The 23,764-nt window shown below is 71.8% G+C and carries 20 protein-coding genes and 1 tRNA gene; 10 read left to right on the top strand and 11 right to left on the bottom strand.

The genetic code is table 11. The annotated features are described in order from the left end of the window. Positions 1–37: 37 nt before the first annotated feature. The 7 genes from Q0937_RS02645 to Q0937_RS02615 are packed head-to-tail and all read left to right on the top strand — an operon-like array spanning position 38 to position 8,254. Positions 38–955, top strand: coding sequence for an ABC transporter ATP-binding protein (locus Q0937_RS02645; RefSeq protein ID WP_299299428.1), 918 nt, complete (start codon positions 38–40; stop codon positions 953–955). After that, positions 952–2,025, top strand: coding sequence for an aliphatic sulfonate ABC transporter substrate-binding protein (locus tag Q0937_RS02640; RefSeq protein WP_299299426.1), 1,074 nt, complete (start codon positions 952–954; stop codon positions 2,023–2,025). The genes Q0937_RS02645 and Q0937_RS02640 overlap by 4 nt, the downstream gene beginning before the upstream one ends. Next, on the top strand, positions 2,022–2,894 hold the full coding sequence (locus Q0937_RS02635; protein ID WP_299299424.1) for an ABC transporter permease: 873 nt from the start codon (positions 2,022–2,024) through the stop codon (positions 2,892–2,894). The genes Q0937_RS02640 and Q0937_RS02635 overlap by 4 nt, the downstream gene beginning before the upstream one ends. Then, complete coding sequence (gene acs, locus Q0937_RS02630) at positions 2,891–5,008, top strand: acetate--CoA ligase (RefSeq protein WP_299299422.1); 2,118 nt, start codon at positions 2,891–2,893, stop codon at positions 5,006–5,008. The genes Q0937_RS02635 and acs overlap by 4 nt, the downstream gene beginning before the upstream one ends. Before the next feature lie 44 nt (positions 5,009–5,052). Beyond that, on the top strand, positions 5,053–6,291 hold the full coding sequence (gene sfnG / locus Q0937_RS02625) for a dimethylsulfone monooxygenase SfnG (protein WP_299299420.1): 1,239 nt from the start codon (positions 5,053–5,055) through the stop codon (positions 6,289–6,291). Further along, positions 6,288–7,736, top strand: a complete 1,449-nt coding sequence (locus Q0937_RS02620) for an O-acetylhomoserine aminocarboxypropyltransferase/cysteine synthase family protein (RefSeq protein ID WP_299299418.1) — start codon at positions 6,288–6,290, stop codon at positions 7,734–7,736. The genes sfnG and Q0937_RS02620 overlap by 4 nt, the downstream gene beginning before the upstream one ends. Further along, on the top strand, positions 7,733–8,254 hold the full coding sequence (locus tag Q0937_RS02615) for a CoA-binding protein (protein WP_299299416.1): 522 nt from the start codon (positions 7,733–7,735) through the stop codon (positions 8,252–8,254). Before Q0937_RS02620 ends, Q0937_RS02615 begins: the two co-directional genes overlap by 4 nt. Before the next feature lie 110 nt (positions 8,255–8,364). Here the strand turns inward: Q0937_RS02615 and Q0937_RS02610 are convergent, their stop codons facing one another. Continuing rightward, positions 8,365–9,027: a pentapeptide repeat-containing protein gene (locus Q0937_RS02610; RefSeq protein WP_299299414.1), complete on the bottom strand. Its 663-nt coding sequence runs from the start codon at positions 9,025–9,027 to the stop codon at positions 8,365–8,367. A 138-nt stretch (positions 9,028–9,165) separates the two neighbouring features. Then, positions 9,166–9,239, bottom strand: a tRNA-Met gene (locus tag Q0937_RS02605). A 459-nt stretch (positions 9,240–9,698) separates the two neighbouring features. On the opposite strand from Q0937_RS02605, the gene Q0937_RS02600 reads away from it, so the two are divergent. Both Q0937_RS02600 and Q0937_RS02595 read left to right on the top strand, forming a co-directional pair. Beyond that, positions 9,699–11,468, top strand: coding sequence for an HNH endonuclease (locus Q0937_RS02600; RefSeq protein ID WP_299299412.1), 1,770 nt, complete (start codon positions 9,699–9,701; stop codon positions 11,466–11,468). A 51-nt stretch (positions 11,469–11,519) separates the two neighbouring features. Then, positions 11,520–12,014, top strand: coding sequence for a hypothetical protein (locus Q0937_RS02595; protein ID WP_299299410.1), 495 nt, complete (start codon positions 11,520–11,522; stop codon positions 12,012–12,014). Positions 12,015–12,128: 114 nt separating this feature from the next. On the opposite strand, the gene hemL is transcribed toward Q0937_RS02595, so the two are convergent. The 8 genes from hemL to hemE form a co-directional block, all read right to left on the bottom strand. Beyond that, positions 12,129–13,463 (bottom strand): glutamate-1-semialdehyde 2,1-aminomutase, encoded by a 1,335-nt coding sequence (hemL, locus tag Q0937_RS02590; RefSeq protein ID WP_299299408.1) that lies wholly within the window; start codon positions 13,461–13,463, stop codon positions 12,129–12,131. A gap of 112 nt (positions 13,464–13,575) precedes the next feature. Next, positions 13,576–14,613: a porphobilinogen synthase gene (gene hemB, locus Q0937_RS02585; protein ID WP_299299406.1), complete on the bottom strand. Its 1,038-nt coding sequence runs from the start codon at positions 14,611–14,613 to the stop codon at positions 13,576–13,578. Continuing rightward, on the bottom strand, positions 14,610–15,476 hold the full coding sequence (locus Q0937_RS02580; protein WP_299299404.1) for a uroporphyrinogen-III synthase: 867 nt from the start codon (positions 15,474–15,476) through the stop codon (positions 14,610–14,612). The genes hemB and Q0937_RS02580 overlap by 4 nt, the downstream gene beginning before the upstream one ends. Then, positions 15,476–16,474, bottom strand: coding sequence for a hydroxymethylbilane synthase (hemC, locus tag Q0937_RS02575; protein WP_299299652.1), 999 nt, complete (start codon positions 16,472–16,474; stop codon positions 15,476–15,478). Before hemC ends, Q0937_RS02580 begins: the two co-directional genes overlap by 1 nt. A gap of 68 nt (positions 16,475–16,542) precedes the next feature. Then, positions 16,543–17,751 (bottom strand): ferrochelatase, encoded by a 1,209-nt coding sequence (locus tag Q0937_RS02570; protein ID WP_299299650.1) that lies wholly within the window; start codon positions 17,749–17,751, stop codon positions 16,543–16,545. A 77-nt stretch (positions 17,752–17,828) separates the two neighbouring features. Further along, positions 17,829–18,563, bottom strand: coding sequence for a hydrogen peroxide-dependent heme synthase (gene hemQ, locus Q0937_RS02565; protein ID WP_299299402.1), 735 nt, complete (start codon positions 18,561–18,563; stop codon positions 17,829–17,831). Continuing rightward, entirely contained in the window at positions 18,560–20,017 is a 1,458-nt protein-coding gene (locus tag Q0937_RS02560; protein WP_299299400.1) for an NAD(P)/FAD-dependent oxidoreductase, read from the bottom strand. The genes hemQ and Q0937_RS02560 overlap by 4 nt, the downstream gene beginning before the upstream one ends. Beyond that, positions 20,014–21,264, bottom strand: coding sequence for a uroporphyrinogen decarboxylase (gene hemE / locus Q0937_RS02555; RefSeq protein WP_299299398.1), 1,251 nt, complete (start codon positions 21,262–21,264; stop codon positions 20,014–20,016). Before hemE ends, Q0937_RS02560 begins: the two co-directional genes overlap by 4 nt. 82 nt (positions 21,265–21,346) lie before the next feature. Between hemE and Q0937_RS02550 the strand changes: the two genes are divergently transcribed. After that, positions 21,347–22,864 carry a glutamyl-tRNA reductase gene (locus Q0937_RS02550; protein WP_299299396.1) on the top strand — a complete coding sequence of 506 codons (1,518 nt, stop codon included), beginning with the start codon at positions 21,347–21,349 and terminating at the stop codon, positions 22,862–22,864. On the opposite strand, the gene Q0937_RS02545 is transcribed toward Q0937_RS02550, so the two are convergent. Continuing rightward, entirely contained in the window at positions 22,865–23,704 is an 840-nt protein-coding gene (locus Q0937_RS02545; RefSeq protein ID WP_299299394.1) for a Crp/Fnr family transcriptional regulator, read from the bottom strand. Between the last annotated feature and the right edge of the window lie 60 nt (positions 23,705–23,764).

Here is a 23,764-nt window from a genome sequence, read left to right as displayed (position 1 = left end):
TGGCGTCGGTACCGCGTCGGCGTTCATGATCGGCGACATGACCAGTACCGCCACCACCCCTGATCTGCGCCCGGGCCACGGGCCCGACGCCGACGCGCCTCCTGCGCGGGGACGGCCGCACGGCGTGCGCCTGGACGCCATCGCCCGCACCTTCGACTCCCCGCAAGGGCGTCATGAGGTGCTGCGCGAGATCGACGTGGAGCTCGGCTCCGGCGAGATCGTCGCGGTCGTCGGCCCCTCGGGCTGCGGGAAGTCCACCCTGCTGCGCCTGATCGCGGGCCTGGACCGGCCCAGCACCGGCGTGATCCGGATCGGGGGCACGGCGCTGACCGGCACCGATCCGCGCACCGCGGTCGCCTTCCAGGAGCCGCGCCTGCTGCCGTGGCGCACCCTCGAGAAGAACGTGGCCCTGGGCCTGCCCCGCGGCACCGGGAAGCGCGAGGGCCGTGAGCGGGTGCGCGAGCTGCTGGCCCTGGTGGGCCTCGAGCACGCCGCCGGCCAGCGGCCCCGCGAGGTCTCCGGCGGCATGGCCCAGCGCGCCTCGCTCGCCCGGGCCCTGGCCCGCAGCCCCGCGGTGCTCCTGCTGGATGAGCCTTTCGGTGCGCTCGACGCCCTGACCCGCCTGCGCATGCAGGACCTGCTGCTGGACATCCACGCCGCCGAGCCCACCACGATCTTCGTGGTCACCCACGACGTCGAGGAGGCGCTGTACCTCGCCGACCGGGTGCTGCTGCTGCGCTCCCTGCGTGAGGACCCCACCTCCGGCTCGATCGCCCGCGTCGTCAAGGTGCCCGGGGCGCGGCCCCGCGACCGCGCCGACCACGCGCTCGCCGAGCTCCGCGTGGAGCTGCTCGAGGGCCTCGGCGTCCACGCCCACCCCCGAACCCCCACCCCCGTGCCCGCCACAGCACCCGCCCCTGCTCGACCCACGACCATCACGGAGAACCTCTCATGACCCACCGCATCAGCCGCCGCACCGCCACCGCCCTCGGACTCTCGGCCGTGGCCGGGATGGGCCTGGCCGCCTGCGTACCCGGGGAGGGCTCCGAGAACGCCGCAGCCGGCGCCGCCGGCTCCGGCGGCGAGGGCGGTGCGGGGGAGTGGAGCACCGACGCCCTCACGATCGACTGGGCGACCTACAACCCCCTCAGCCTCGTGATCCGCGACCAGCAGCTGATCGAGACCGCGCTCGGCGACTCCGTGGCCGTGGAGTGGGTGCAGTCGGCCGGCTCCAACAAGGCCAACGAGTTCCTGCGCTCGGGCTCCGCGGATGTTGCGTCCACCGCCGGCTCGGCCGCGCTGCTGGCGCGCGCCAACAACTCCCCGATCAAGGTCATCGGCATCTACTCCCAGCCCGAGTGGGCCGCGCTCGTGGTCGGCAAGGACAGCGACATCACCGCCCCGGCCGATCTCGCCGGCCGCGCCGTCGCCGCGACCCCCGGCACCGATCCCTACTTCTTCCTCGTGCAGACCCTCGCCGAGGCCGGGCTGAGCATCGACGACGTGGAGCTCCAGCCGCTCCAGCACGCCGATGGCCGCTCCGCCCTCGAGGGCGGCAGCGTCGAGGCCTGGTCGGGCCTGGATCCGATCATGGCCGCCGCCGAGGTGGAGTCCGGTGCCCAGCTGGTCTACCGCAATGTCGACTTCAACACCTACGGCTTCCTCAACGCCACCGAGGACTTCATCGACAACCATGCCGACGTCGCCCAGGTGGTCGTCGACGCCTACGAGCAGGCCCGCACCTGGGCACTGGCCAACCTCGAAGCCACCGCACAGCTGCTGGCCGACGCCGCCGGCATCGACCTCGCGGTCGCCACCACCGTGATCACCGAGCGCTCGAACCTCGACGTCTCCGGCGTGCCCGGTGAGGACCAGCTCGCCGTCCTCGAAGCGATCTCCCCGATGCTCTCCGACTCCGGGGACGTCCAGGGCGGGGCCGACGCGGTCGAGAAGGCTCGCGGCTCGATCCTCCACGCCGACTTCGCGACCGCCGCGGTGGAGAAGCAGACGGCGGAGAAGCAGTGAGCATCCCGACCCACATCCCCCTGCCCACCTCGACGGGACCGGCGACCCCGGCCCCCGCTGCGGTCGGCGAACGCGCTGCGGCCGGCGCCCCTGCGGAGGGCCGCACCGCCTTCTGGGACCGCCCCGGCGTGCGCCTCGCCGCCGGCGCCGTGCTGCCGCTGCTGATCCTCGCCGCCTGGCAGCTCACCACCGCCGCCGGGCTGGTGCCCGCCTACCGCCTGCCCGGCCCGCTGACCGTGCTGCAGGCCGGGGTCGAGCTGATCGAGCGCGGCGAGCTGGGCCTGCACATCGCGATCTCGGTGCAGCGCGTGCTGCTGGGCTTCGCGATCGGCTCCCTGGTGGGCCTCGCCGTCGCCGCGATCGTGGGCCTGTCCCGCGCGGGCGATGCCCTGCTGAACCCGACCCTCGCGGCACTGCGCGCCGTGCCCTCGCTGGCCTGGGTGCCGCTGCTGATCCTGTGGCTGCAGATCGGTGAGGAATCCAAGGTCACGCTGATCGCGATCGGTGCCTTCTTCCCGGTGTTCACCACCGTCGCCGCGGCGCTGCGCCACATCGACCCGCATCTGGTGGAGGCCGGGCGCTGCTTCGGCCTGCGCGGCTGGTCCCTGTTCCGCACCGTCCAGCTGCCGGCCGTGGTGCCCTCGGTGGTCTCCGGGCTGCGCCTCGCGCTGGCCCAGGCCTGGCTGTTCCTGGTCGCCGCCGAGCTGATCGCCTCCTCGATGGGCCTGGGATTCATCCTCAACGACTCCCAGCAGACGGGCCGCGTGGACCGGATCCTGCTGGCGATCGTGCTGCTGGCCCTGCTGGGCAGCCTCACCAACGCCCTGCTGGGCCTCGCCGAGAAGAAGCTGCTGAAGAGGTGGACATGAGCATCACAGAGACCGCCGCTGATCCCCTCGCAGGGACCACCGCCGGCTCTCCCGCCGAGACCCGGCTGGTGGAGACCCGCAGCTTCCCGCCGAACCCCGCGCTCGAGGGGACGTGGAACGTCGATGCGAGCATCTACGCGACGGCGTCGGCCGATCCGACCACCTTCTGGGAGGCCGCCGCGCATCGACTCGACTGGGCAGAACCCTGGCACACCGCTCTGGAGTGGGAGCCGCCGACGGCCGCCCCGGCCGCAGACTCCGGCACCGAGGAGCTCAGCGTCCCCGCGGCCCGCTGGTTCGTGGGCGGCCGGCTCAACGTCGCCGAGAACTGCGTGGACCGCCACGTCCGCGCCGGCAACGGCACCAAGGTCGCCCTGCACTTCGAGGGCGAGCCCGGCGACCGCGAGACCGTCACCTACGAGAACCTCCAACGCCGCGTCTCCCAGGCCGCGAACGCCCTGACGGACCTGGGCATCGCGCCCGGGGACCGCGTGGTCGTCTATCTCCCGGTGCTCGTGGAGACCGTCGTGATCGCGCTGGCCTGCGCCCGGATCGGCGCCGTGCACTCGCTCGTCTTCGGCGGGTTCAGCGCCGAGGCGGTGCGCTTCCGCCTGCAGGACACGGGGGCGAAGCTCCTGGTCACCTCCGACGGACAGTTCCGGCGTGGCAGCGCGGTCGAGGTGAAGTCCCAGGCCGACGCCGCCGCCCGCGACCTGCCCGAGCTCGAGCACATGCTGGTCGTGCGCCGCACCGGCCAGGACATCGCATGGACCACGGGCCGCGACGTCTGGTGGCACGAGAGCGTCGGCACTGCGAGCGAGGTGCACGAGGCGCAGAGCTTCGATGCCGAGCATCCGCTGTTCATCATCTACACCTCCGGCACCACCGGGAAGCCCAAGGGCCTGGTCCACACGGCGGGCGGCTATCTCGCCCACACCTCCTGGGCGCACTGGGCGCACTTCGACGCGAAGCCGGACGACGTCCACTGGTGCACCGCCGACCTCGCCTGGGTCACCGCCCACACCTACGAGATCTACGGCCCGCTCTCCAACGGCCTCACCCAGGTGATCTACGAGGGCACTCCCGGCGAACCCCACCGGGAGCGGCACCTGGAAATCATCGAGCGCTACGGCGTCACCGTCTACTACACCGCCCCCACCCTGATCCGCACCTTCATGAGCTGGTTCGGAGAGGAGCTGCCGGCCGGGCACGACCTCTCCTCGCTGCGCCTGCTGGGCACCGTCGGCGAGGCAATCAACCCCGAGGCCTGGGTGTGGTTCCAACGCACCTTCGGCCGCGGCGAGCTGCCGATCATCGACACCTGGTGGCAGTCCGAGACGGGCGCCGCGATGCTCGTGCCGCTGCCCGGGGTGACCACGCTGAAGCCCGGCTCCGCGACCGTGCCGCTGCCCGGCATCGACATGGCCGTCGTCGACGCGGAGGGCGATGAGCAGCCCGCGGGAGTGGCCGGCACGCTGGTGGCCCGTCGGCCCTGGCCCGGAATGGCCCGCACCGTGTGGGGCGACCCCGAACGGTACCGCGACTCCTACTGGGCCGACTACGCGGGCCGCGGCGAGCACGGCGGCTATTACGTCGCCGGGGACTCCGCCACGGTCGATGCCGACGGATGCTTCTGGATCCTCGGCCGCCTCGACGACGTCGTGAACATCTCCGGGCACCGCCTCTCGACCATCGAGATCGAATCCGCGCTGGTCGCGGACCGCACCGTGCAGGAGGTCGGCGCCACCGGGGTCCAGGATCCGCTCACCGGGCAGGCCGTCGCGGTGTTCGTGATCCCGGCGGGGGGCGCAGCGCTCGACGTGGCGGCCCTGGACGTGCCCGCCCTGCGGGCCCGCGTCGCCGCCGAGATCGGCCCGATCGCCAAACCCCGCTTCGTGATCGAGGTGCCCGACCTGCCCCGCACCCGCTCCGGCAAGATCATGCGCCGCCTGCTCGCCCAGCTCGTCCACGCCGAGCGGGACCGCCGCGCGGGCCGCCCGCCGGCGCCGCTGGGGGACATCACCTCGCTGCAGAACCCGGAGGCCGTCGACGCGGTCGCCGAAGTGCTCGCCGCACTGCCGGCGGATGATCCCACCGTCGCCCCGCTCTCCTGACCTGACCTCGACAGACTCCACCTGCTCCGACCCTGGAGGAACTCATGACCACCACCGTCCCCGCCTCGACCTTCGAAACGCCGCTGAAGTTCGCGTACTGGGTGCCGAACGTGTCCGGCGGCCTCGTCGTCTCCACCATCGAGCAGCGCACCGACTGGCAGCTGCCCTACAACACGCGCCTCGCCCAGATCGCCGAGAACTCCGGCTTCGAGTACGCGCTGACCCAGACCCGCTACGCCGCCAGCTACGGCGCGGACAAGCAGCACGAGGCCTCCGCCTTCTCCATGGCACTGCTCGGTGCGACCGAACGGCTGAAGGTCATCGCCGCCTTCCACCCCGGCATGTGGCACCCCGGTGTGCTCGCCAAGTGGCTGATCACGGCGGATCACCTCTCCGGTGGCCGCGCCGCGGTGAACATCGTCTCCGGCTGGCTCAAGGACGAGTTCACGAAGTTCGGCCTGCCCTGGCTCGAGCACGACGAGCGCTATGTGCGCACCGAGGAGTTCATCTCCGCTCTGCGCGGGTTGCTCACCGAGAACGGGTACTCCCAGAACGGGAAGTACTACTCGATCGACGACTTCACCCTGAACCCGGGACCCGTCGACGTGCCCGGCCGCCCGCACCCCGAGATCTTCTTCGGCGGCAATTCCACCGCCGCCCAGGCCACCGCAGGTCGCGTCGCCGACTGGTACTTCTCCAACGGCCGCACCCTCGAGGGCTACGAGGAGAACGTCGCCGGGGTCCTCGCCTCCGCGCAGCAGGCCGGCCGGGCCCCGAAGTTCGGGCTGAACGGCTTCGTCATCTCCCGCGAGTCCCGGAAGGAGGCGGAGGAGACCCTGCGTGAGATCGTCGCCAAGGCCCACCGCCCCGCCGTCGAGGGCTTCCGCCAGTCCGTCCAGGAGGCCGGCGCCTCCACCAAGGACGGCAAGGGCATGTGGGCCGACTCCTCCTTCGAAGATCTCGTCCAGTACAACGACGGCTTCAAGACCCGCCTCATCGGCACCCCCGAGGAGATCGCGGACCGCATCATCGAGTTCAAGAAGGTGGGCGTGAACCTCCTGCTCACCTGCTACCTCCACTTCACCGAGGAGGTCGCGGCCTTCGGCCGGGACGTGCTGCCGATCGTGCGCGAGAAGGAGAAGGACCTCGCCCGCGCCCGCGGCACCGAGCTGAACACCGACCTGCTGCCCGTCGTCCCCGGCGTCTCCGCCGAGGACGCCGCGACGGCCGCGTTCGACACCCTCCCGGCCGACCACCCGGCCAAGGCCGGAGTCGCCGCATGAGCACCCGAACTGAGACCACCCAGGCTGAGAGCGCCCAGGGTGAGAGCACCCAGTCTGAGACCACCCAGGCTGAGAAGAACGCGCAGTCCACGTCGGCCGCGGCGGCGCCGAGCCCCGAGCGCGCATTCGGGTTCCGCACCCGCGCCCTCCATGCGGGCGGCACCCCCGATGCCCAGCACGGCGCGCGCGCCGTCCCGATCTACCAGACCACGTCGTTCGTCTTCGACGATGCGGCCGACGCCTCGAACCTGTTCGCGCTGCAGAAGTACGGCAACATCTACTCCCGCATCGGCAATCCCACCGTCGCCGCCTTCGAGGAGCGCATCGCCTCGCTCGAGGGCGGGATCGGCGCGGTCGCGACCGCGTCGGGGATGAGCGCGGAGTTCATCACCTTCGCCGCGCTGGTGGGCGTCGGCGACCACGTCGTCGCCTCCGCGCAGCTCTACGGCGGCACCGTCACCCAGCTCGATGTGACCCTGCGCCGCTTCGGCGTGGAGACCACCTTCGTGCCCTCCTCCGACCCGGAGGACTACCGCGCCGCGTTCCGGCCGGAGACGAAGGTGCTCTACGTCGAGATCATCGGCAACCCCTCCGGCGAGATCGCCGACCTCGAGGGTCTTGCCGCCCTCGCCCACGAGCACGGCGTGCCCCTGGTGGTCGACGCGACCCTCGCCACCCCCTACCTGGTGCGCCCGCTCGAGCACGGCGCGGACATCGTCATCCACTCGGCCACCAAGTTCCTCGGCGGGCACGGCACCACCCTCGGCGGCGTGGTCGTCGAATCCGGCCGCTTCGACTGGGGCAACGGGAACTTCCCGCAGATGACCGAGCCCGTCGAGTCCTACGGAGGGATCCGCTGGTGGGACAACTTCGGCGAGTACGGCTTCCTCACCAAGCTCCGCTCCGAGCAGCTGCGCGACATCGGCCCGTCCCTGCCCGCGCAGTCCGCCTTCCAGCTCCTGCAGGGCGTCGAGACGCTCCCGCAGCGCATCGACGCCCACCTCGCCGGGGCCGGCGCCGTCGCGCGCTGGCTCGAGGAGGATCCCCGGATCTCGTACGTGACCTGGGCGGGGCTCGAATCCCATCCCCATCACGCCCGGGCGAAGAAGTATCTGCCCCTGGGCCCCGGATCCGTCTTCGCCTTCGGCGTGCGGCCGACAGGGGAGTTCTCCACCGACGAGGAGGAGGCCGCGGCAGGCCGTGCGACCGGCGAGCAGGTCATCGCGAACCTGCAGCTCGCCTCGCACCTGGCGAACATCGGCGACGCGCGCACGCTCGTCATCCACCCCGCCTCGACCACCCACCGCCAGCTCTCCCCGGAGCAGCTCGCCGCAGGCGGCGTCAAGGCAGACCTGATCCGGATCTCGGTGGGCCTCGAGGACATCGAGGACATCCTGTGGGACCTCGATCAGGCGATCACCACGGCGACAGGAGTGCAGCGATGACCGGCACCACAGTGCAGACCCCCTCCGCACGCACCTGGCAGGGGCCATCGGCCCCGGACCGGCTCGCGATCCTGCGCCGTGCGCGGAGCATCGCGATCGTCGGCGCCTCGGCGAATGCGGCGCGGGCCAGCTACTTCGTGGCGACCTACCTGCTCTCGAGCTCGCCGTATCAGGTGTACTTCGTGAACCCCCGGGCCACCACGATCCTCGGCCAGCCGGCCTACGCCTCGCTCGCGGACCTCCCGGTGGTGCCGGACCTCGTGGACGTCTTCCGCAAGGATGCCGACCTGCCGGGCGTCGCGCAGGAGGCGGTCGAGGTCGGCGCGAAGGCGCTGTGGTTGCAGCTCGGCTCCTGGAACGAGGAGGCCGCCGCGATCGCGGAGGCCGGCGGACTGGACGTGGTGATGGACCGCTGCGTGAAGATCGAGCACGCCCGCTTCCACGGCGGCCTGCATCTGGCCGGTTTCAACACCGGCGAGATCAGTTCTCGCAAGCAGCGTCTCAGCGGGCGCGGCTGAACGTAGGATCACCCTTCAGGCGCGGGTCGGAGCTATCTCCGGCCCGCGTTCTGCTGCCCGGAGACTGCTCCGGGCTCGGTGCTCAGCCCTCGAGGCTCTGCCCTTGAACTTCAGCCCTCGACGCGGATCCCCAGATGGCTCGCGAAGACCGGCGCGAGGGTCGTGACCTGCTGTGCATCGAGGGTGGCGCCGGCCATCCCCTCGAGGTTGCCGATCGCTCCGATCTCGAGTCCGCGCAGGTCGACATCTTTCAGCGTGGCGTGGGCGAGTGCGAGGCTGCCGACGCGGCTGTTCACGAAGGCCACGCGGGTGGCCTTCGCGCCGGAGAGATCCAGCTCCTCGATCGTGCAGTCCTCGAAGAGCACATCCTCGAGGACGCTCGAGCGCAGGTTGATCCAGTCGAACTTGCTGCCGGAGATCCGGGTGGAGCGGATCCCTGCGTCATAGATGTCGAGCGCCCCGATCCGGGAACCGCTCAGCTCGACGTCCCGCCAGGTGGAGCGGGTCGCGTCCAGGACCGGGGCGTTCAGCCGCTCGATCCTTGTCTCGATGAGGCGGGCGTTCTGCAGGATCGTGGTGTGGGCGGTGACGCCGACGAGCTCGCATTCGGAGAATGTCGCCCCGGAGAGATCGCAGCCGGTGAGATCGGCGTTCTCGAGAGAGAGGCCCTCGTGGTGCTCATGCGCGGCGAGGTCCCCGGCAGCGGCCCGCTCGAGGCCCGGCAGGAGCAGACGGCTCAGCACAGGTTTCTTGGTGGCGGTCGACCGGCGCACGGGGCTCCTCGGGAAGTCTCTGGTGGGGCTGGACGAGCCTACGGGGTCCGGCGGACGGTCGACGGAGTCCGACGGACGGCGGCGGTGCGCGAGGGACGGCGGCGGTGCGCGAGACGGGTGGAGACTCGTCGGCAGGGGACGCTCCGGCAGGATTCGAACCTGCGACCGACTCCTTATGGGGGAGCTGCTCTACCGGGCTGAGCTACGGAGCGGGATGCCGACGGGGCCGACGAGTCCCAGCCTGGGGGAGGCCGGAGCGGATGTCGAGCCTGCTGTCATGTGCCGACGCAGATCGTCGCGCGGCGTCGTCGGAGGCCATAGGGCTGGGTGTATGGGACCGGGGATGGAGTCGCGGAGCTGTGAAACGTCGCGCTGCGCAGTGCGGGCCGAGCAGTGTCGAGCGCTGCGGTGTCGAACCCTGTGGTGTCGAGCCGAAGGCTCCTCCACAGATGGGGCTTATGCACATTCTTCAAAGGGGTGTTGCAGATATTTCCATGCTGTGCTTTCGGGGTTTCTTCGAGAAACTGCGAGAACGACACCTGCCCATGTCCCGAGCCGTCACTGCCTGCTCTTTCGCTTGATTAGGGCGCGACGGTACCTCCACACGGCGAGTTATCCACATTTTTAATCGAGCCCTTTCTTTGTCGTGTCCATTCCGGAATGATGGGGGTATGTCTTCTATCGTGCAGGGAATCGGCGAAGGACCTGGTGATCCTCACCAGGCACTCGTCGACGCCGTGCACGCCGGGGGTTCGTCGGAGCTTGCCTCCGTCCTCGGAGATCAGGCCTTCGTGCTGCGGGAAGTGACGTTGATGCCGCGGAAGCTGTTCACGCCAGGCGATGCAGAAAGCGTCGCTTTCACGGAGGTCGTCGGCCGGATCCACGAGTTGCGCAGCGCCCTGGACGCGCTCGAGGCACGGGCCGTGGTCGCCCTGGCCGACTCCCTCACCCTGCAGAAGCAGGCAGAGGTGCGTGCTCGCGCAGCCCAGGAGTCGAACCAGGCCCCTCCGACGAAGAAGCTCCTGCGGGAGGCCGCACGCGAGGCGGCACGGGAAGTGTCGATGAAGATCGGCAAGTCCCCTGCCTCCGCCGCGCACTCCCTGGCATCCCAGCGCCGCCTGGTCGCAGACATGCCCGAGATGCTCACCGCGCTGGCTGGCGCCCAGGTCACCAGCACTGTCGCTCACGGAACGGCACGCTCCTTCGCGCCGCTGTCCCGCACTCAGCGCGCGGAGGCGGACCACCTGCTCGGCCAGCGCCTGCCCGACCTCGAGGGAGCCGGCTCCGAGGCCTGGGATGACGCCGCAGCGGCCGCGATCGCTCAGGCAGACCCCCACGGCCAGAAGCGCCGCCACCAGCGCGCGATGCAGGAGCGTCACGTCACTGTCCGCCGCGCCGAGCACGGGATGGCCACGGTCTCCGCCCGCGTCTCCGGCCTTGACGGCGCGAAGATCCGCAAACGCCTCTCCCTCGAGGCGGAGCGACTGCGGGCCACCGGTGACCGGCGCGGCCACCAGGCGATCCAGGCGGACTCCTTCGTGGACACACTGCTCGGCCGGGAGGAGGGCATGGAGCCCGTCACCCTCGACATCGGCATCATGATCACCGAGCGAGCGCTCATCCACCCCGCCGCCGGGGACCTCGCACAGATCGAGGGATACGGCACCGCCCCGGCCGAGGCGCTGCGTGAGGAGCTGCGCGGCCCTTTGGGGCTCGCCCTCACCAAAGAGACGGAAGAGGCGATGGGCCCCGACGGTCCTGCGCTGCGCGCCGTGATGAGACGCCTGTACACCCACCCCCGCACCGGAGAGCTGGTCGCCGTCGAGTCCCGTGCCCGAGCATTCCCGGCGGCGCTGGCGAAGTTCATCCGCTGGCGGGACCGGATCTGCCGCGGGCCCTACTGCAATGCCGCGATCCGGCAGAGCGATCACGTCTGTCCCCATGCCTCAGGCGGGGCGACCAGCCTGGACAACGGGCAGGGCCTCTGCGCGCTCTGCAACGACAAGGAACAGCAGACCCGCAGCGTTCATCGAACAGGGGACACGGCGGTGGACGGCCACGCCGTGGAATGGGTCAGCCGCACCGGGACCCGCCGCGTGAGTCGCCCGCCGGCCCTCACCACGCCCGAGCCGCGGCCGGAACGGGAAGAATCCCCGCGTGCGGTGACGCAGCCCGCCCGGACAACGCAGCCCGCCCTGCCCGCCCGCACAGCTCGAACCGCCCAGCGCACCCGGACCGCCCAGCGCACCTGGACCGCCCAGCGCACCCGCCCTGCCCGAGCCGTACGGCTCGCCCGGTCTTCTCAGCCCACAGGTGCGGCACGAGCCACCCGGTCGATCGCCCGGGCAGCGCTGTCAGGGAACCGGAGGCGACCCACCGTGAGGAGCCGAGGGAGGAAGGGACGGCCGCCCGCACCGCATTCGCCCGGTAACTCCCCGTAACCGACACAGAATCGCCATGAACAGTAAAAACATCGATGCCAGACTCTCGGCATGGCCTCGTCCTCTCCCCTTCCCGCACGTCTCATCAGCCTGTTCGGTGGTGCAGCAGTGCTGGCGTACGCGATCTTCGCCGCCCTCCAGATCCAGGTGCTGAACCCGCTCGCCACGGTGCCCGGCAGCACTCTGCAGGAGATCCATGCCGCCGTCGGACAGACCGCCGACACCATGGGCTGGGGGCTGATGATCGTGATCCTGCTGATCGGCCCGCTGCTCGCCGTGGTCGTGGCAATCTTCACGGTGCGGGGTCGGCTCAGCGCTGGGACTGCCCTGATGATCATGCTCGCGCTGCTCGCCCTCGGTACGCCCGCCTACTTCATGGCGTCATTCCCGGCCGGGATGACCCTCGCCGACACCTTCGGGGTCGGCGGCGCGGACCATGCCCCCTGGGCAGAGATCCTGCACGCCATCAGCCTGCTCGCGGTGGTGGCGTTCGCTCTCGTGGGGATCCCGCGGGCTGTACGGGCTGCATGGACGCCTGCGACCTGAGCCGCCGGATGCCGCGGCACGTGCCGCGCAGCCAGAACGGGCGCAGGACCGCTCACGGAAGGCCGAACTGCCTCCGCGGCGTCCCGTCCCCGCCCGTCGCGCCCTTCCCAGAGCTCAGGCCTGTGCCGCAGCCGCGGCCGCGCTGGGCAGCACCGCCGCGATCCGGTCCAGGATCTCGGGGGTGTGGGCGGTGGAGAGGAACCAGGCCTCGAAGGCCGAGGGCGGCAGGTAGATCCCGCCCTCCAGCATCGCGTGGAAGAAACGGGTGAACGCCGCAGTGTCCTGCGCCTTCGCGTCCTCGTAGGTGCGCACGGGCTCCTCCCGGAAGAACACCGAGAACAGCGTGCCCGCGCTCTGGATCACGTGCGGGACCCCGGCCGTGGTGAAGGCGTCGGCCACCATCTGCTGCAGGGCGCGTGAGGCGCTGCCGAGCGTCTCGTAGGCCGCGTCGTCCAGGCCGGCGAGGGTCGCCAGGCCCGCGGCGGTCGCGAGCGGGTTCCCGGACAGGGTGCCCGCCTGGTAGACGGGCCCCGCCGGGGCGAGCAGCCCCATCAGGTCCCTGCGGCCGCCGAAGGCGCCCACCGGCAGGCCGCCGCCGATCACCTTGCCGAAGGTCATCAGGTCCGGCGCCCACGCATCCTCCGCGCCGCTGGGACCGTCGACGCCGTAGTAGCCCTGGGCGCTCGCGCGGAATCCGGTGAGCACCTCGTCGCTGATCAGCAGCGCACCCGAGGCATGCGCAGTCTCGGACAGGAAGCGGTTGAAGCCGATCCCGTTCTCCTCGCGCGGCGGGACCACGCCCATGTTCGCGGGCGCCGCCTCGGTGATCACCGCAGCGATCTCGGTGCCGCGCTCGGCGAACAGCGCGGAGACGGCGTCACGGTCTCCGAAGGGCAGCACGACGGTGTCCCGGGCGGTCGCTGCCGTGACTCCGGCGGAGCCCGGCATGGCGAAGGTCGCGACGCCGCTGCCGGCCTCGGCGAGCAGTGCATCCACGTGCCCGTGATAGCAGCCGGCGAACTTCACGATCACGTCCCGGCCGGTCGCGGCGCGGGCCACCCGCAGCGCGCTCATCGTCGCCTCGGTGCCGGAGTTGACCAGGCGCAGCTGCTCGACGGGTCCGATCCGGCGCACGACCTCCTCGGCGAGGGAGACCTCGCCGGGCTGCGGGGCACCGAAGGACAGGCCGCGGCCGGCCGCCTCGCGCACCGCCTCGACCACCTGCTCATTCGCATGCCCGAGGATCATCGGTCCCCAGGAGCCGACCAGGTCCACGTATTCGTTCCCGTCGGCATCGTGCAGCAGCGCGCCCTTGGCCTCGGTGAGGAATGGGGGCGTGCCGCCCACGGAGCCGAAGGCCCGCACCGGCGAGTTCACTCCCGAGGGGATCACCTGCTGGGCGCGGGAGAAGAGGTCGGTGGAGCGGGTCTGGTCGTTCGCGGAGGTCATCGGGGTCTCCTGGAGATCGTCGGTGCGGGCTGGTGCTGAGGCTGAGGCTGAGGCTGAGGCTGAGGCTGAGGTGCGCGGTGCGGCGGGGGCGCAGCGCGGGGGACGTACCGGGTCAGAGGAATTCGCGCAGATGAGCGGGCAGGCCGTCGCGGTACCAGCCGGCGACCTCGCTCGCGTAGTAGGTCAGCACGGTGCTGGCGCCGGCGCGGCGGAAGGCCAGCAGCGACTCGAGGATCATGCGGTCGCGGTCGATCCAGCCGTTCGCAGAGGCCGCCTCGATCATCGCGTACTCACCGGAGACCTGATAGGCGCCCACGGGCACCGGTGAGGCGGCGGCGACGTCCCGGAGCACGTCGAGGTAGGGCAGGCCGGGCTTGACCATGACCAGGTCCGCGCCCTCGGCGACATCGAGCGCGAGCTCGCGCAGGGCCTCGCGGCCGTTCGCCGGATCCTGCTGGTAGCTGCGGCGGTCGCCCTGCAGGGAGGAGTCCACCGCCTCCCGGAAGGGCCCATAGAACGCAGACGCATATTTCGCGGTGTAGGCGTAGACCGCGGTGTCGAGGTGGCCGGCGCCGTCCAGCGCGTCGCGGATCGCGGCGATCTGGCCGTCCATCATCCCGGAGGGCCCCAGGAGGTGCGCGCCGGCCTCGGACTGGGTGAGGGCCATCTCGCGGTAGCGCATAAGGGTGGCGTCGTTGTCGACCCGTCCCGCGGCATCCAGCACGCCGCAATGGCCGTGATCGGTGAACTCGTCCAGGCACAGGTCGGCCATGATCACGGTGGAGTCGCCGAGCTCAGAGCGCAGGCGGGCCAGCGCCAGGTTGAGGATCCCCTCGGGATCGGTCGCGCCGGACCCGATGGCGTCCTTGTGCTCGGGCACGCCGAACAGCATCACGCCGCCCACCCCGCGCTCGGCCGCCTCGTGCGCGGCGCGGACCAGGGAGTCCATCGTGTGCTGGACGACGCCGGGCATCGAGCTCACCGGGCGGTTCTCGGCCGCGCCCTCGCGCACGAACATCGGCAGCACCAGATCGGCGGGCCGCAGGGTGTGCTCACGCACCAGGGAGCGCATCGCGCTGCTCGTGCGCAGGCGGCGGGGCCGGTCGAGCGGGGCAGGGAAGCTGGTGCCGGACAGGGAGGGGAGAGTCATCGGGGCTCCTTCGGAAGTGGGGGAGAGGACTCGGAGGGAGTGGGGCCAGCAGCCGATGGTCCGGCGGCCGACGGGTCGGCGGCCGACGGGCCGGCAGCCGACGGGCCAGCGGCCGACGGGTCGGCAGCCGACAGACCGCCGGCGAGCACCTGCTGCACCGCGGCGGCGAGGGCCTCGTCCGTCGGCTCCTCCGCCTGCTGCGCGAGCGGCAGCCCTGCGGCGCGCATCGCAGCGGAGGTGGGATCGCCGATCGAGACGATCGGGGTCGAAGGATGCACGCCCAGCGCCGCGGCGTGGCGGGCGATCATCGGGCTGGTCAGCACTATCGCACCGTAGCGCCCGGTCGCCAGCCCCACCGCGACCTCGACGGGAGGCTCGAGCCGCTGCGGACGGTAGGCAGTCACCTGATGCACCCGGTAGCCCTTCGCCCGCAGCCCCTCGGGGACGGTGGGGGAGGCGGCGGCGGAGGCGGGGAAGAGCACCGTGGACGCCGCCGCGGCGGGAGGCATCTGTGCGACCAGCGCCGCGCCAGAACCGCCCGCGACCAGGGTGGTCGTGATCCCGAGGGAATCCAGCGCCGCTGCGGTGCCGGTGCCGACGGCGATCACCTCGGTGCCCGGCGGCACCACCACCGCGCCGAGCGCCTCGGCCGCGGTGCGGGAGGTGATCACCAGATGGGAGTAGGCGCCGCGGGCGAGCCACTCCCGCACCCCGATGAGCTCCGCTGCCGTGGCGTGCTCGAGGCGGAGCAGCGGCTGATGCTCAGCGGGGATCCCGCGCTCCCGCAGCCGGGCGAGCAGCGTCGCTCCGCGCCCGGCCGGTCGGGCGACCAGCACGGGACGGGGAGCGTCGCGCGGGGACATCAGGCCTTGGCCTCCGCGAGGATCGCCCCGGCACCGCGCTCGAGGAGGTCGGCTGCGAGCTCGGCCCCGAGCTCCGCCGGCACCGAGTCGGCGCCGGAGAGCTGATCCTGGTCGAGGTCCAGCACGACCCGAGCCTCGCCCTCGACCACGTGGCTGCCGTCGGGACGGATCGCGAGCCCGCGCAGCCGCAGCACGTGGCTCCGGGCCGGACCGTCGCCGTCCTCGCCGCTGTCGGCGAGCTCGAGCTCCGCATAGGCGGCGACCGGCGCGGAGCAGCCTGCCTCGAGCGTGCGCAGCAGCGCCCGCTCGGCGGTGACCGCGGCGCGGGTGGCCGGGTCGTCGACCGCGTCCAGCCGTCCGGCGAACCAGGGACCGGCCGAGAGCGCGGCGGTGGTCGCCTCGACGGCGAGTGCGCCCTGCGCGGGGGCAGGCAGCATCACGGAGGGGTCCAGCAGCTCGCTGATCGCCGCCTCGCGTCCTACTCGTCGCAGACCAGAGGCCGCGAGCACCACCGCATCGAGGTCCGCGTCCTCGCCGAGCGCCCTGGCCAGGCGGGTCTCGACGTTGCCGCGGATCCCGAGCACCTCGAGGTCCGGCCGGGCCCGCAGCAGCTGGGCGGCGCGGCGCGGGGAGCCCGTGCCGACCTTCGCCCCTGCCGGCAGCTCGGCGAGGGTGAGCCCGTCACGGGCGCAGAGTGCGTCTCGCGGGTCCTCCCGGGCCGGGTAGCAGGCCAGGGTGATCTCCTCGAGCGGTGCGGTGGGGAGGTCCTTGCAGGAGTGGACCACCACGTCGACCGTCTCGTCCAGCAGCGCCTGGCGGACGGCGGTGACGAACACGCCGGTGCCACCGATCTGTGCGAGCGGGCTGATGCGGTCACGATCTCCGCGGGTGCTCACGTGCACCAGCTCGACGGCGTGCTCGGTGCCCGCCACCAGCGCCTCGCCCACCTGCCCCGACTGGGTCAGGGCGAGATCGGAGGCACGGGTGCCGATCCTCAGGGAGGGGCCTGCCGAGGCTCCGGCAGTCCCGAGGGCGTCGAGGGCTCCGGCTGTTCCGCTGCTGGGCGTCACGATGCTGCTCCTGCCGATGCCGCCTCCGCGCGTGCCCGCTCCACGTCCTGCGCAGAGTCGATGGCGCTGGTCGTCGGGCGGCACAGACGGCCGACGCAGCAGTTCGCCCCGCAGACGTCCGGCGTGCCACCGAAATCGGTGACGATCCGGCGCGGGAACTGCGCATCCAGACGCTCCTGGACCAGATCGGCCAGCGCGGCGATGAACCGGGGGTCCTCGCCCGAGGTCGCGACGCGGCGGAAGTCGAGCCCCTTCTCCGCGGCGGTCTCCTTCGCCTCGGTGTCCAGGTCCCAGACCACCTCGACATGATCGGTGACGAAGCCGATCGGGACCACGATCACGGCATCGGCCGCCTCCTCGGCGGCGAGCTGCTCGATCACGTCGTTGACGTCGGGCTCGAGCCACGGGATATGGGGCGCTCCGGAGCGGGACTGGTACACCAGCTGCCACTGCGGGAGCTCAGGGACGTCGTCGTGCAGCTGCTCCATCACCCAGCGGCAGGCGGCGAGATGCTGCTCGACGTACCAGCCGCCGGAGCCCTCGACCCGAGTCTCCTCAGGACCGGAGGCCTCGGCCATCGAGTTCGGCACGGAGTGGGTGGAGAACAGCACTGCGATCCGATCGGCGTCGTGGCCCGCCGCGGTGAGGCTCGCCAGAGCGCTCCCCACCCCGTCGACCACGGGCTCGAGGAAGCCCGGATGGTTGAAGTAGACGCGCACCTTGTCGATGCTGACCTCTCCGACCAGACCGGTCTCCTCGAGCACCATCCCGAAGTCCTCCCGGTACTGCCGGCAGGAGGAGTAGGACGAGTAGGCGCTGGTCACCAGGCCGAGGGCATGGCGGTGGCCGTCCGCATGCAGGGCCCGCACGGCCTCCGCGTTGTAGGGGGCCCAGTTGCGGTTGCCGAAGTAGATCGGCAGGTCGATCCCGCGGCCCGCGAGCTCCTGCTCCAGAGCGACGATCATCGCCTCGTTCTGCGCGGTGATGGGGCTCCGGCCGCCGAGCGCGCGGTAGTGGCCGGCGACCTCCTCGAGACGCTCGTCGGGGATCCCGCGTCCTCGGGTGACATTGCGCAGAAACGGGATCACGTCGTCCTGGCCGTCAGGGCCGCCGAACGAGGAGAACAGGATCGCGTCGAAGGGCTTCTGCTCGGCGCGCCGGGCATGGGTGGCGGAGTCGAGCGCGGCGGGACGCGGGCTGGGCATCGACGGGGTGGACATCGACGGGGTGGGCATCGACATAGCGGAGTCGGTCATGGAGAGTCCTCGGTGGTGGAGTGGTGTCAGGCGAGCAGCGCGGCGAGGTCCTCGAGGGAATCGAGGCGTCGGCCGGCGTGGAAGGGCAGCTCGTCGCGCACGTGCAGGCGCGCATCGGAGTAGCGCAGGTGGCGCATCATGTCGACGAGATCGTGCAGGTCATCAGCCTCGAAGGACAGCAACCACTCGTAGTCGCCGAGGGCGAAGGCGGCGACGGTGTTGGCGTTGACCTGCGGGTAGTCGCGGCCCAGCAGCCCGTGCTCGCGCAGCATGCGGTTGCGCTCGTCGTCCGCCAGCAGATACCAGTCGTAGCTGCGCACGAAGGGGTAGACCGTGATCCACTGCTTGCGCTCGAAACCGGGGACCATGAACGAGGGTGCATGCCCCTTGGCGAACTCGGCCATGCGGTGCACGCCCACGCCTGCCCATTCGCGGTGCAGCCAGGTGCCGGCCAGGGAGCGCTCGAACTCGCGCAGCGCCGTCTGCAGATCGGCGGGGTCGTCGGCGGCCAGCCACAGCATCAGATCCGCCTCGGCGCGGAAGCCGGAGACGTCGTAGAAGCCGAGGATCTCCACGCCGCTCTCGGAGGTGGACTCGATGAGCTGGGTGACCTCCGCGAGGGACGCCTGGATCTGCGCGGTGGTCAGCTCGCCGTCCTCGGTCAGACCCGAGAGCCGACGGAACACGGTGTAGCTGGTGTAGCGGGTGGTCTGCGCGATGTCCTCGACGGACTGCGCTTCCTGAGCGGGGGAATCGGTCATGAGGGGGTTCCTTCCGAGAGAGCGGTGTCTTCTGCGAGCGACTGTTCGGCGCGGACGATCGCGTCGATGCCGGTGCCGGCTCTCCAGGAGCCGAGCAGTTCGAGGGAGGGCTGCTCGGCGAGCAGCTCGGTGAGGGTATCGAGGGCGGCGCGGTGGCCGGGCTGCGGCTGCCTCATGGCACGGTCCCAGTCGATCACCTCTGAGGCCAGCAGCTGCGCCGGGGACAGCGGGACGCCCAGGATGCGGGAGGCGTCGGCCAGGGCGAGGTCGACGATCTCGTCCCGAGCGGGCAGCTGCTCTCCCGGGCGGCCATAGGACAGGCGCAGCAGATGCGGGCTCCGCGCTGTCGGGAGGGCCTCGCGCAGCGCCTGCTGCACGTGCTCCCATTTGGCGCTCCCGTGAGTCAGGGCTTTTCCGCGGATCCCGGCGGTGCCCGGGGCGACCAGCGCGCCGGTGCCCGAGGGGAAGGCGTCGAGCGCCGGAGCGTCCAGCACCAGCGCCACCAGGCGCAGAGCAGCCGACGGGGCCTGCGGGATCGCCTGAGCGATCTCGGGCACCGCCTCCTGCAGCAGTTCCCGGGCAGTATCCGGAGGGCAGGCGAGGACCAGACGGTCCGCGGTGAGCTCCTCCTGGCGAGAGGTGCGGACCGTCCAGCCGGCCCTGTCCCGGCCTGGAGCCCCGTCCCGGTCCACCGCGACGACCTCGACCCCGGTGCGGAGGATGCCACCCGCGGCGAGGAACTGCGCCTGCAGCGTCTGCGGCAGGAGCGCCATGGTGGGGGACAGGGCGTGCACGCGGGTGCCGGCACTCTGAGCGCTCCCGGCGCTGCGTCCCCGGATCCGTCGCACCGCGACGAGAAGAGATCCGTGCTCGGCCAGGCCCCGGCTCAGCGCGGGGGAGGCGGCGGCGAACTCGAGGGTCGCGGGATCCGCGGAATGCACCCCTCCCACCACCGGCGCGACCAGGCGCTCGAGCACCTTCCGACCGAGCCGCCTGCCCACCACCTCGGCGACGGTGGCCCCGGGACGGGTGCCGACGCGTGCGGGCAGGAACCGCTCGAGGCTCGCCCGCAGCGCCCCGGCGGTGCCGAGCACCGCGCGGGCATCGGCCGCGAGGGGGCGGCCGGGGATCCCCAGCAGGCTGCCGCCGGGGGCGCGGTGTACGCCCGCGGAGGAGACCACCCGGCTGCCCAGGCCTTCGCGCGGGGCGACGACCTGTTCTTCCAGGCCGAGCTCGGTGACCAGCGCATCGACCGCTCCGGCACCGATCGAGTAGGCCTCGGCGCCGATGTTCACCGACAGCCCCCCGGCACCCGGCAACGAGGCCTGAGCGATCGCGCCGCCGACGCTCCCGGTCGCCTCGAGCAGCACCACCCGGTGCCCCGCGCGCAGATGGCGCCGAGCGGCGAGCAGCCCGGACAGGCCGCCGCCGATGACGAGGGTGCGAGTGCTCATGCCGCGGGGGCATCCAGCACGAGGGAGTCCTGCTCGTGGAGGAAGCGCACCAGATCGGTGAGGACCTGGGGGTCAGCATCCGGTGGGACGCCGTGGCCGAGGTTCACCACGTGGCCGGCCGCACCGGCCGCGGCCGCGAGCACCCCGCGGGCCTCCTCGAAACGTGCCTGCTCGGAGGTGAACAGCACGGCCGGGTCGATGTTGCCCTGGAGCGGGGTGCCCTCCGGCAGCATCTCGAGAGCCTGATCCAGCCGCAGCCGGTGGTCCACGCCCATCACGGTCGCCCCGGCCGCATGCATCTGGGGCAGCAGGTGCGAGGCACCGACCCCGAAGTGGATGCGCGGCACCGGCAGGTCGGTGACGTGGGCGAGAGCTGCCGCAGAGTGCTGCTGCACGTGGGTGAGGTACTGCTCGGAGCTCAGCGCGCCGACCCAGGAGTCGAACAGCTGCACCGCGGAGGCGCCGGCCAGCACCTGGGCGCGCAGGAAGCGGCCCGAGAGCTCCGCGACCCAGGCCGCCAGGCGTGCCCATACCTCGGGCTGGGAGCGCATCAGCGCCCGGGTGCGCAGATGGTCACGGCTGGGACCGCCCTCGACCATGTAGCTGGCCACCGTGAAGGGGGCGCCTGCGAAGCCGATCAGGGGAGTGGTGCCGAGCTCCGCGACAGTCAGCCGCACGGCCTCGCGGATCGGCTCGAGCGCTGCATCGTAGTCATCGCCGAGCTCGGGCAGCGCGTCGACGTCGGCCTCGGTGCGGATCGGGTGATCGAAGACAGGGCCCACGCCGGGCCTGATCTCGACGCCGAGCCCCGCCTGACGGGCGGGCACCACGATGTCGGAGAAGAAGATCCCGGCATCCACCTGGTGGCGGCGCACGGGCTGCACGGTGATCTCCGCCGCCATCTCCGGGAGCACGCACGAGTCGAGCATCGTGGTGCCTTCGCGCAGGGAGCGGTACTCCGGCAGCGAACGGCCGGCCTGTCGCATGAACCACACGCTCGGGGTGGCGCTCCTCACGCCTCGCAGCTCGCCGAGCAGTGAGGCGTCGGCCACCCCGCCCTCCGCAGCGGAGCGCTGCAGGGGGTGCTCCGCGGGCAGGACGGAAAGTTCTCCGGGAGGGGTCGTGGAGGCGATCGCGGGGGTGGTGGCGAGGCCGGGGCCTGGGGCGATCCCGGTATCTGACAGGTGTCGCGATCGATCTGACGCACTGTCGCCAAAAAGCTGCTCTGACGTGGGGTTCTTGTTCATGGCGACACCATTGTGCACAGGTTCCATGACGGAGTTCCCAGGGATCGGAACACCGCTTCCGGAGATGCCTAGACTGGCGATCATGCTCGCAGCCCTCCGCGCTTCCCACGAGCACCTCGACCTCGGGGTGCTCGACGCTCTGACCCGTGGCGCGGACACCCTCCCGGCCGTGATCCAGGAGCTCCAGCGCGAGCGCGCCGCCATCACCGGCGAGGCCCCGGTGGTCGCCGGGGAAGTGGTGGTCAGCACCTGCAACCGGCTCGAGGTCTATCTCGACACCGAGCGCTTCCACGAGGGCGTGGACCTCGTCCTGGACGCGGTGGTCCGCACCAGCGGGATGGACCGCGAAGTGGTCTCCCTCTGCTTCGACGCGGCGATGGACGCCCCCGTGCCCGAGCACCTCTACGAGGTCACCTCCGGGCTGCGCTCCCTGGTGCTCGGTGAGGCGGAGATCGGCGGGCAGGTGCGGCAGTCCTACGAAGCCGCCCGCCGCGCGGGCCGCACCACCTCGATGCTCCACGACCTCTTCCAGCACGGCTTCCGCTGCGCGAAGGCCGTGGCCACCCAGGCGCCGGTGGGCGCCGCGGGCCGCAGCGGAGCAGCCGTCGCCGTGGACCGGGCCGAGATCGAGCTGGGCGGCTTCGCCGGCCGCAGCGTCCTGATCGTCGGCACCGGCGCCTATGCCCGGCTGGGGCTCGCCGAGCTGGTGCGCCGCGGGGTGCAGGACGTGCGGGTGTTCTCCCCCTCGGGACGGGCCTCCGGCTTCGCCGAACGGCACGGCGTCGAGACCGTGGACGAGACGCAGCTCGAAGGCGCGATCCGGGAGGCCGATCTGGTGCTGGCCTGCTCCGGCCGCGGCACCTCCCTGTTCCCCGAGCTGTTCCTCAGCGCCGAGCGCACCGTGGTGCTCGACCTCGCCCTGCACTCCGATCTGCACCCCCTGGTGAGGCACCTCAAAGGGGTGACGGTGCTCGGGCTCGCCGACCTCCGGCTCGACACCGAGGCCCAGACCGACCCCGCACTGCTCATCGCCCGCACCATCGTCGCCGAGAACGTCGAGGCCTTCCGCGCCCAGCAGGAGGTGCGCCGGATCGATCCCGCGATGGCCGCGCTGCGACGCGAGGTGTTCGACGCGGCCGACGGGGAGATCGACCGGCTGCGCCGGGACGTCTCCGGCGAGACCGCGGACCAGCTCGAGAGGTCCGTGCACCGGATCCTCTCCAAGGTCATGCACCAGCCCGCCGAACGTGCCCGCCATCTGGCGGAGACCGGCTTCGCGGATGCCTATGTCGAGGCGTTCCACACCATCTTCGGGATCGACATCTCCGCGGGCGGGAGCTCGACCGGGGGCGCGGGCCTCGACGCGTCGGGGGCCGACGGCGGTGGCTCCGAGCTGGAGCCCGTGCCGGCCGGCTGGATGCGGGTGGACCGCACTCTGCCGCCGTTCTCGACGGCGCCGACGGGAAGCGGGGAGGGATCCGGCGCCGAGGTCCCGACCGAGCTCTCCTCGGCGACGATCGCGCGCGTCGCGCTGCGCGACGGGGAGTGCCCGGTGGGCTTCGGGCCGGCGGCGACCGGCCGGATCAGCTCCGAGGACTGATCAGTCCGGGGTCGGGGCTGCTCCTGGGCGCGTCGCCGGGGCCATCTCCTGCGAGGCGAGGGCACGGAGACGGCGATGGTCGAGGATCTCCGTCCAACGGCGCCCCGAGTCGATGACGCCGTCCTTGCGCAGCCCGCTCATCACCCGTGAGACCGAGGCGGTGGTGGATCCGGTGATGCTGGCGAGATCGGCGCGGGAGAGCGGGATCTCGATGAGGGTGCCCGTCGCCCCGGGTTCCCCGAACTTCTCGGCCAGCCACAGGAGCACCGCCGCGACCCGCTCCGCGACCGTCGCCGTGGACTGCTTCGTCACCGACGACCTGGCCAGCGCCAGCTGGATCGAGACGGCATGGAGCACGCGCAGGGCGACCCGTGGCTGCTGCGTCAGGATCTCGCGGAACTCCCTGGTCCCGATCTGCAGCGCGCAGACGTTCGTCAGCGCCTGGACCGTCTCGGTGTGCTGTGACCGCCCCAGGATCTCCAGGTCGCCGAACAGGTCGCCGGGCGCGAGGAAATCGACGACCACGTCCTGCCCGTCTGCCGTGGAGCGGAACGCCTTCGCCCGACCCGACGCGAGGATGTACAGGTGATCTGCGCGGTCCCCCGCCCGATAGAGGGGGGCGTCCTCGTCCCAGGTGTGCGCGATCATCTCCGCGTTGACAGCGGTGAGCTGATCCGCGGTGAGGTCGCGGAACAGGTCGACGCCCTGCAGCACCTGCAGCCGCACGTCCTTCGAGCAGGCATGGGGGCGAGCGGCGAGCGAAAGCAGCGGGATGCGGCGACGTCCCGTCGGGGCGTCGGGCGGGGACGGTCGAGTGCCGAGCTCTGGTGCCGTGTTCACGGTGGGGCCTCCACACCGCATGAGACCAGAGACGGCCGGAAGAATACAGTGCGGCCCACC

It is taken from the genome of uncultured Brachybacterium sp., from assembly GCF_947500705.1.
Taxonomy (GTDB): domain Bacteria; phylum Actinomycetota; class Actinomycetes; order Actinomycetales; family Dermabacteraceae; genus Brachybacterium.
Note: the sequence above shows the minus strand (reverse complement) of the source record. Positions and strands in the feature narration are given on the sequence as shown.

Coding starts and splice junctions, on each gene's coding strand:
- Q0937_RS02645 (WP_299299428.1), top strand. CDS start 38: ATGACCAGTACCGCCACCACCCCTGATCTGCGCCCGGGCCACGGGCCC.
- Q0937_RS02640 (WP_299299426.1), top strand. CDS start 952: ATGACCCACCGCATCAGCCGCCGCACCGCCACCGCCCTCGGACTCTCG.
- acs (WP_299299422.1), top strand. CDS start 2,891: ATGAGCATCACAGAGACCGCCGCTGATCCCCTCGCAGGGACCACCGCC.
- sfnG (WP_299299420.1), top strand. CDS start 5,053: ATGACCACCACCGTCCCCGCCTCGACCTTCGAAACGCCGCTGAAGTTC.
- Q0937_RS02620 (WP_299299418.1), top strand. CDS start 6,288: ATGAGCACCCGAACTGAGACCACCCAGGCTGAGAGCGCCCAGGGTGAG.
- Q0937_RS02615 (WP_299299416.1), top strand. CDS start 7,733: ATGACCGGCACCACAGTGCAGACCCCCTCCGCACGCACCTGGCAGGGG.
- Q0937_RS02600 (WP_299299412.1), top strand. CDS start 9,699: ATGTCTTCTATCGTGCAGGGAATCGGCGAAGGACCTGGTGATCCTCAC.
- Q0937_RS02595 (WP_299299410.1), top strand. CDS start 11,520: ATGGCCTCGTCCTCTCCCCTTCCCGCACGTCTCATCAGCCTGTTCGGT.
- hemL (WP_299299408.1), bottom strand. CDS start 13,463: ATGACCTCCGCGAACGACCAGACCCGCTCCACCGACCTCTTCTCCCGC.
- hemB (WP_299299406.1), bottom strand. CDS start 14,613: ATGACTCTCCCCTCCCTGTCCGGCACCAGCTTCCCTGCCCCGCTCGAC.
- Q0937_RS02580 (WP_299299404.1), bottom strand. CDS start 15,476: ATGTCCCCGCGCGACGCTCCCCGTCCCGTGCTGGTCGCCCGACCGGCC.
- Q0937_RS02570 (WP_299299650.1), bottom strand. CDS start 17,751: ATGCCCAGCCCGCGTCCCGCCGCGCTCGACTCCGCCACCCATGCCCGG.
- hemQ (WP_299299402.1), bottom strand. CDS start 18,563: ATGACCGATTCCCCCGCTCAGGAAGCGCAGTCCGTCGAGGACATCGCG.
- Q0937_RS02560 (WP_299299400.1), bottom strand. CDS start 20,017: ATGAGCACTCGCACCCTCGTCATCGGCGGCGGCCTGTCCGGGCTGCTC.
- hemE (WP_299299398.1), bottom strand. CDS start 21,264: ATGAACAAGAACCCCACGTCAGAGCAGCTTTTTGGCGACAGTGCGTCA.
- Q0937_RS02550 (WP_299299396.1), top strand. CDS start 21,347: ATGCTCGCAGCCCTCCGCGCTTCCCACGAGCACCTCGACCTCGGGGTG.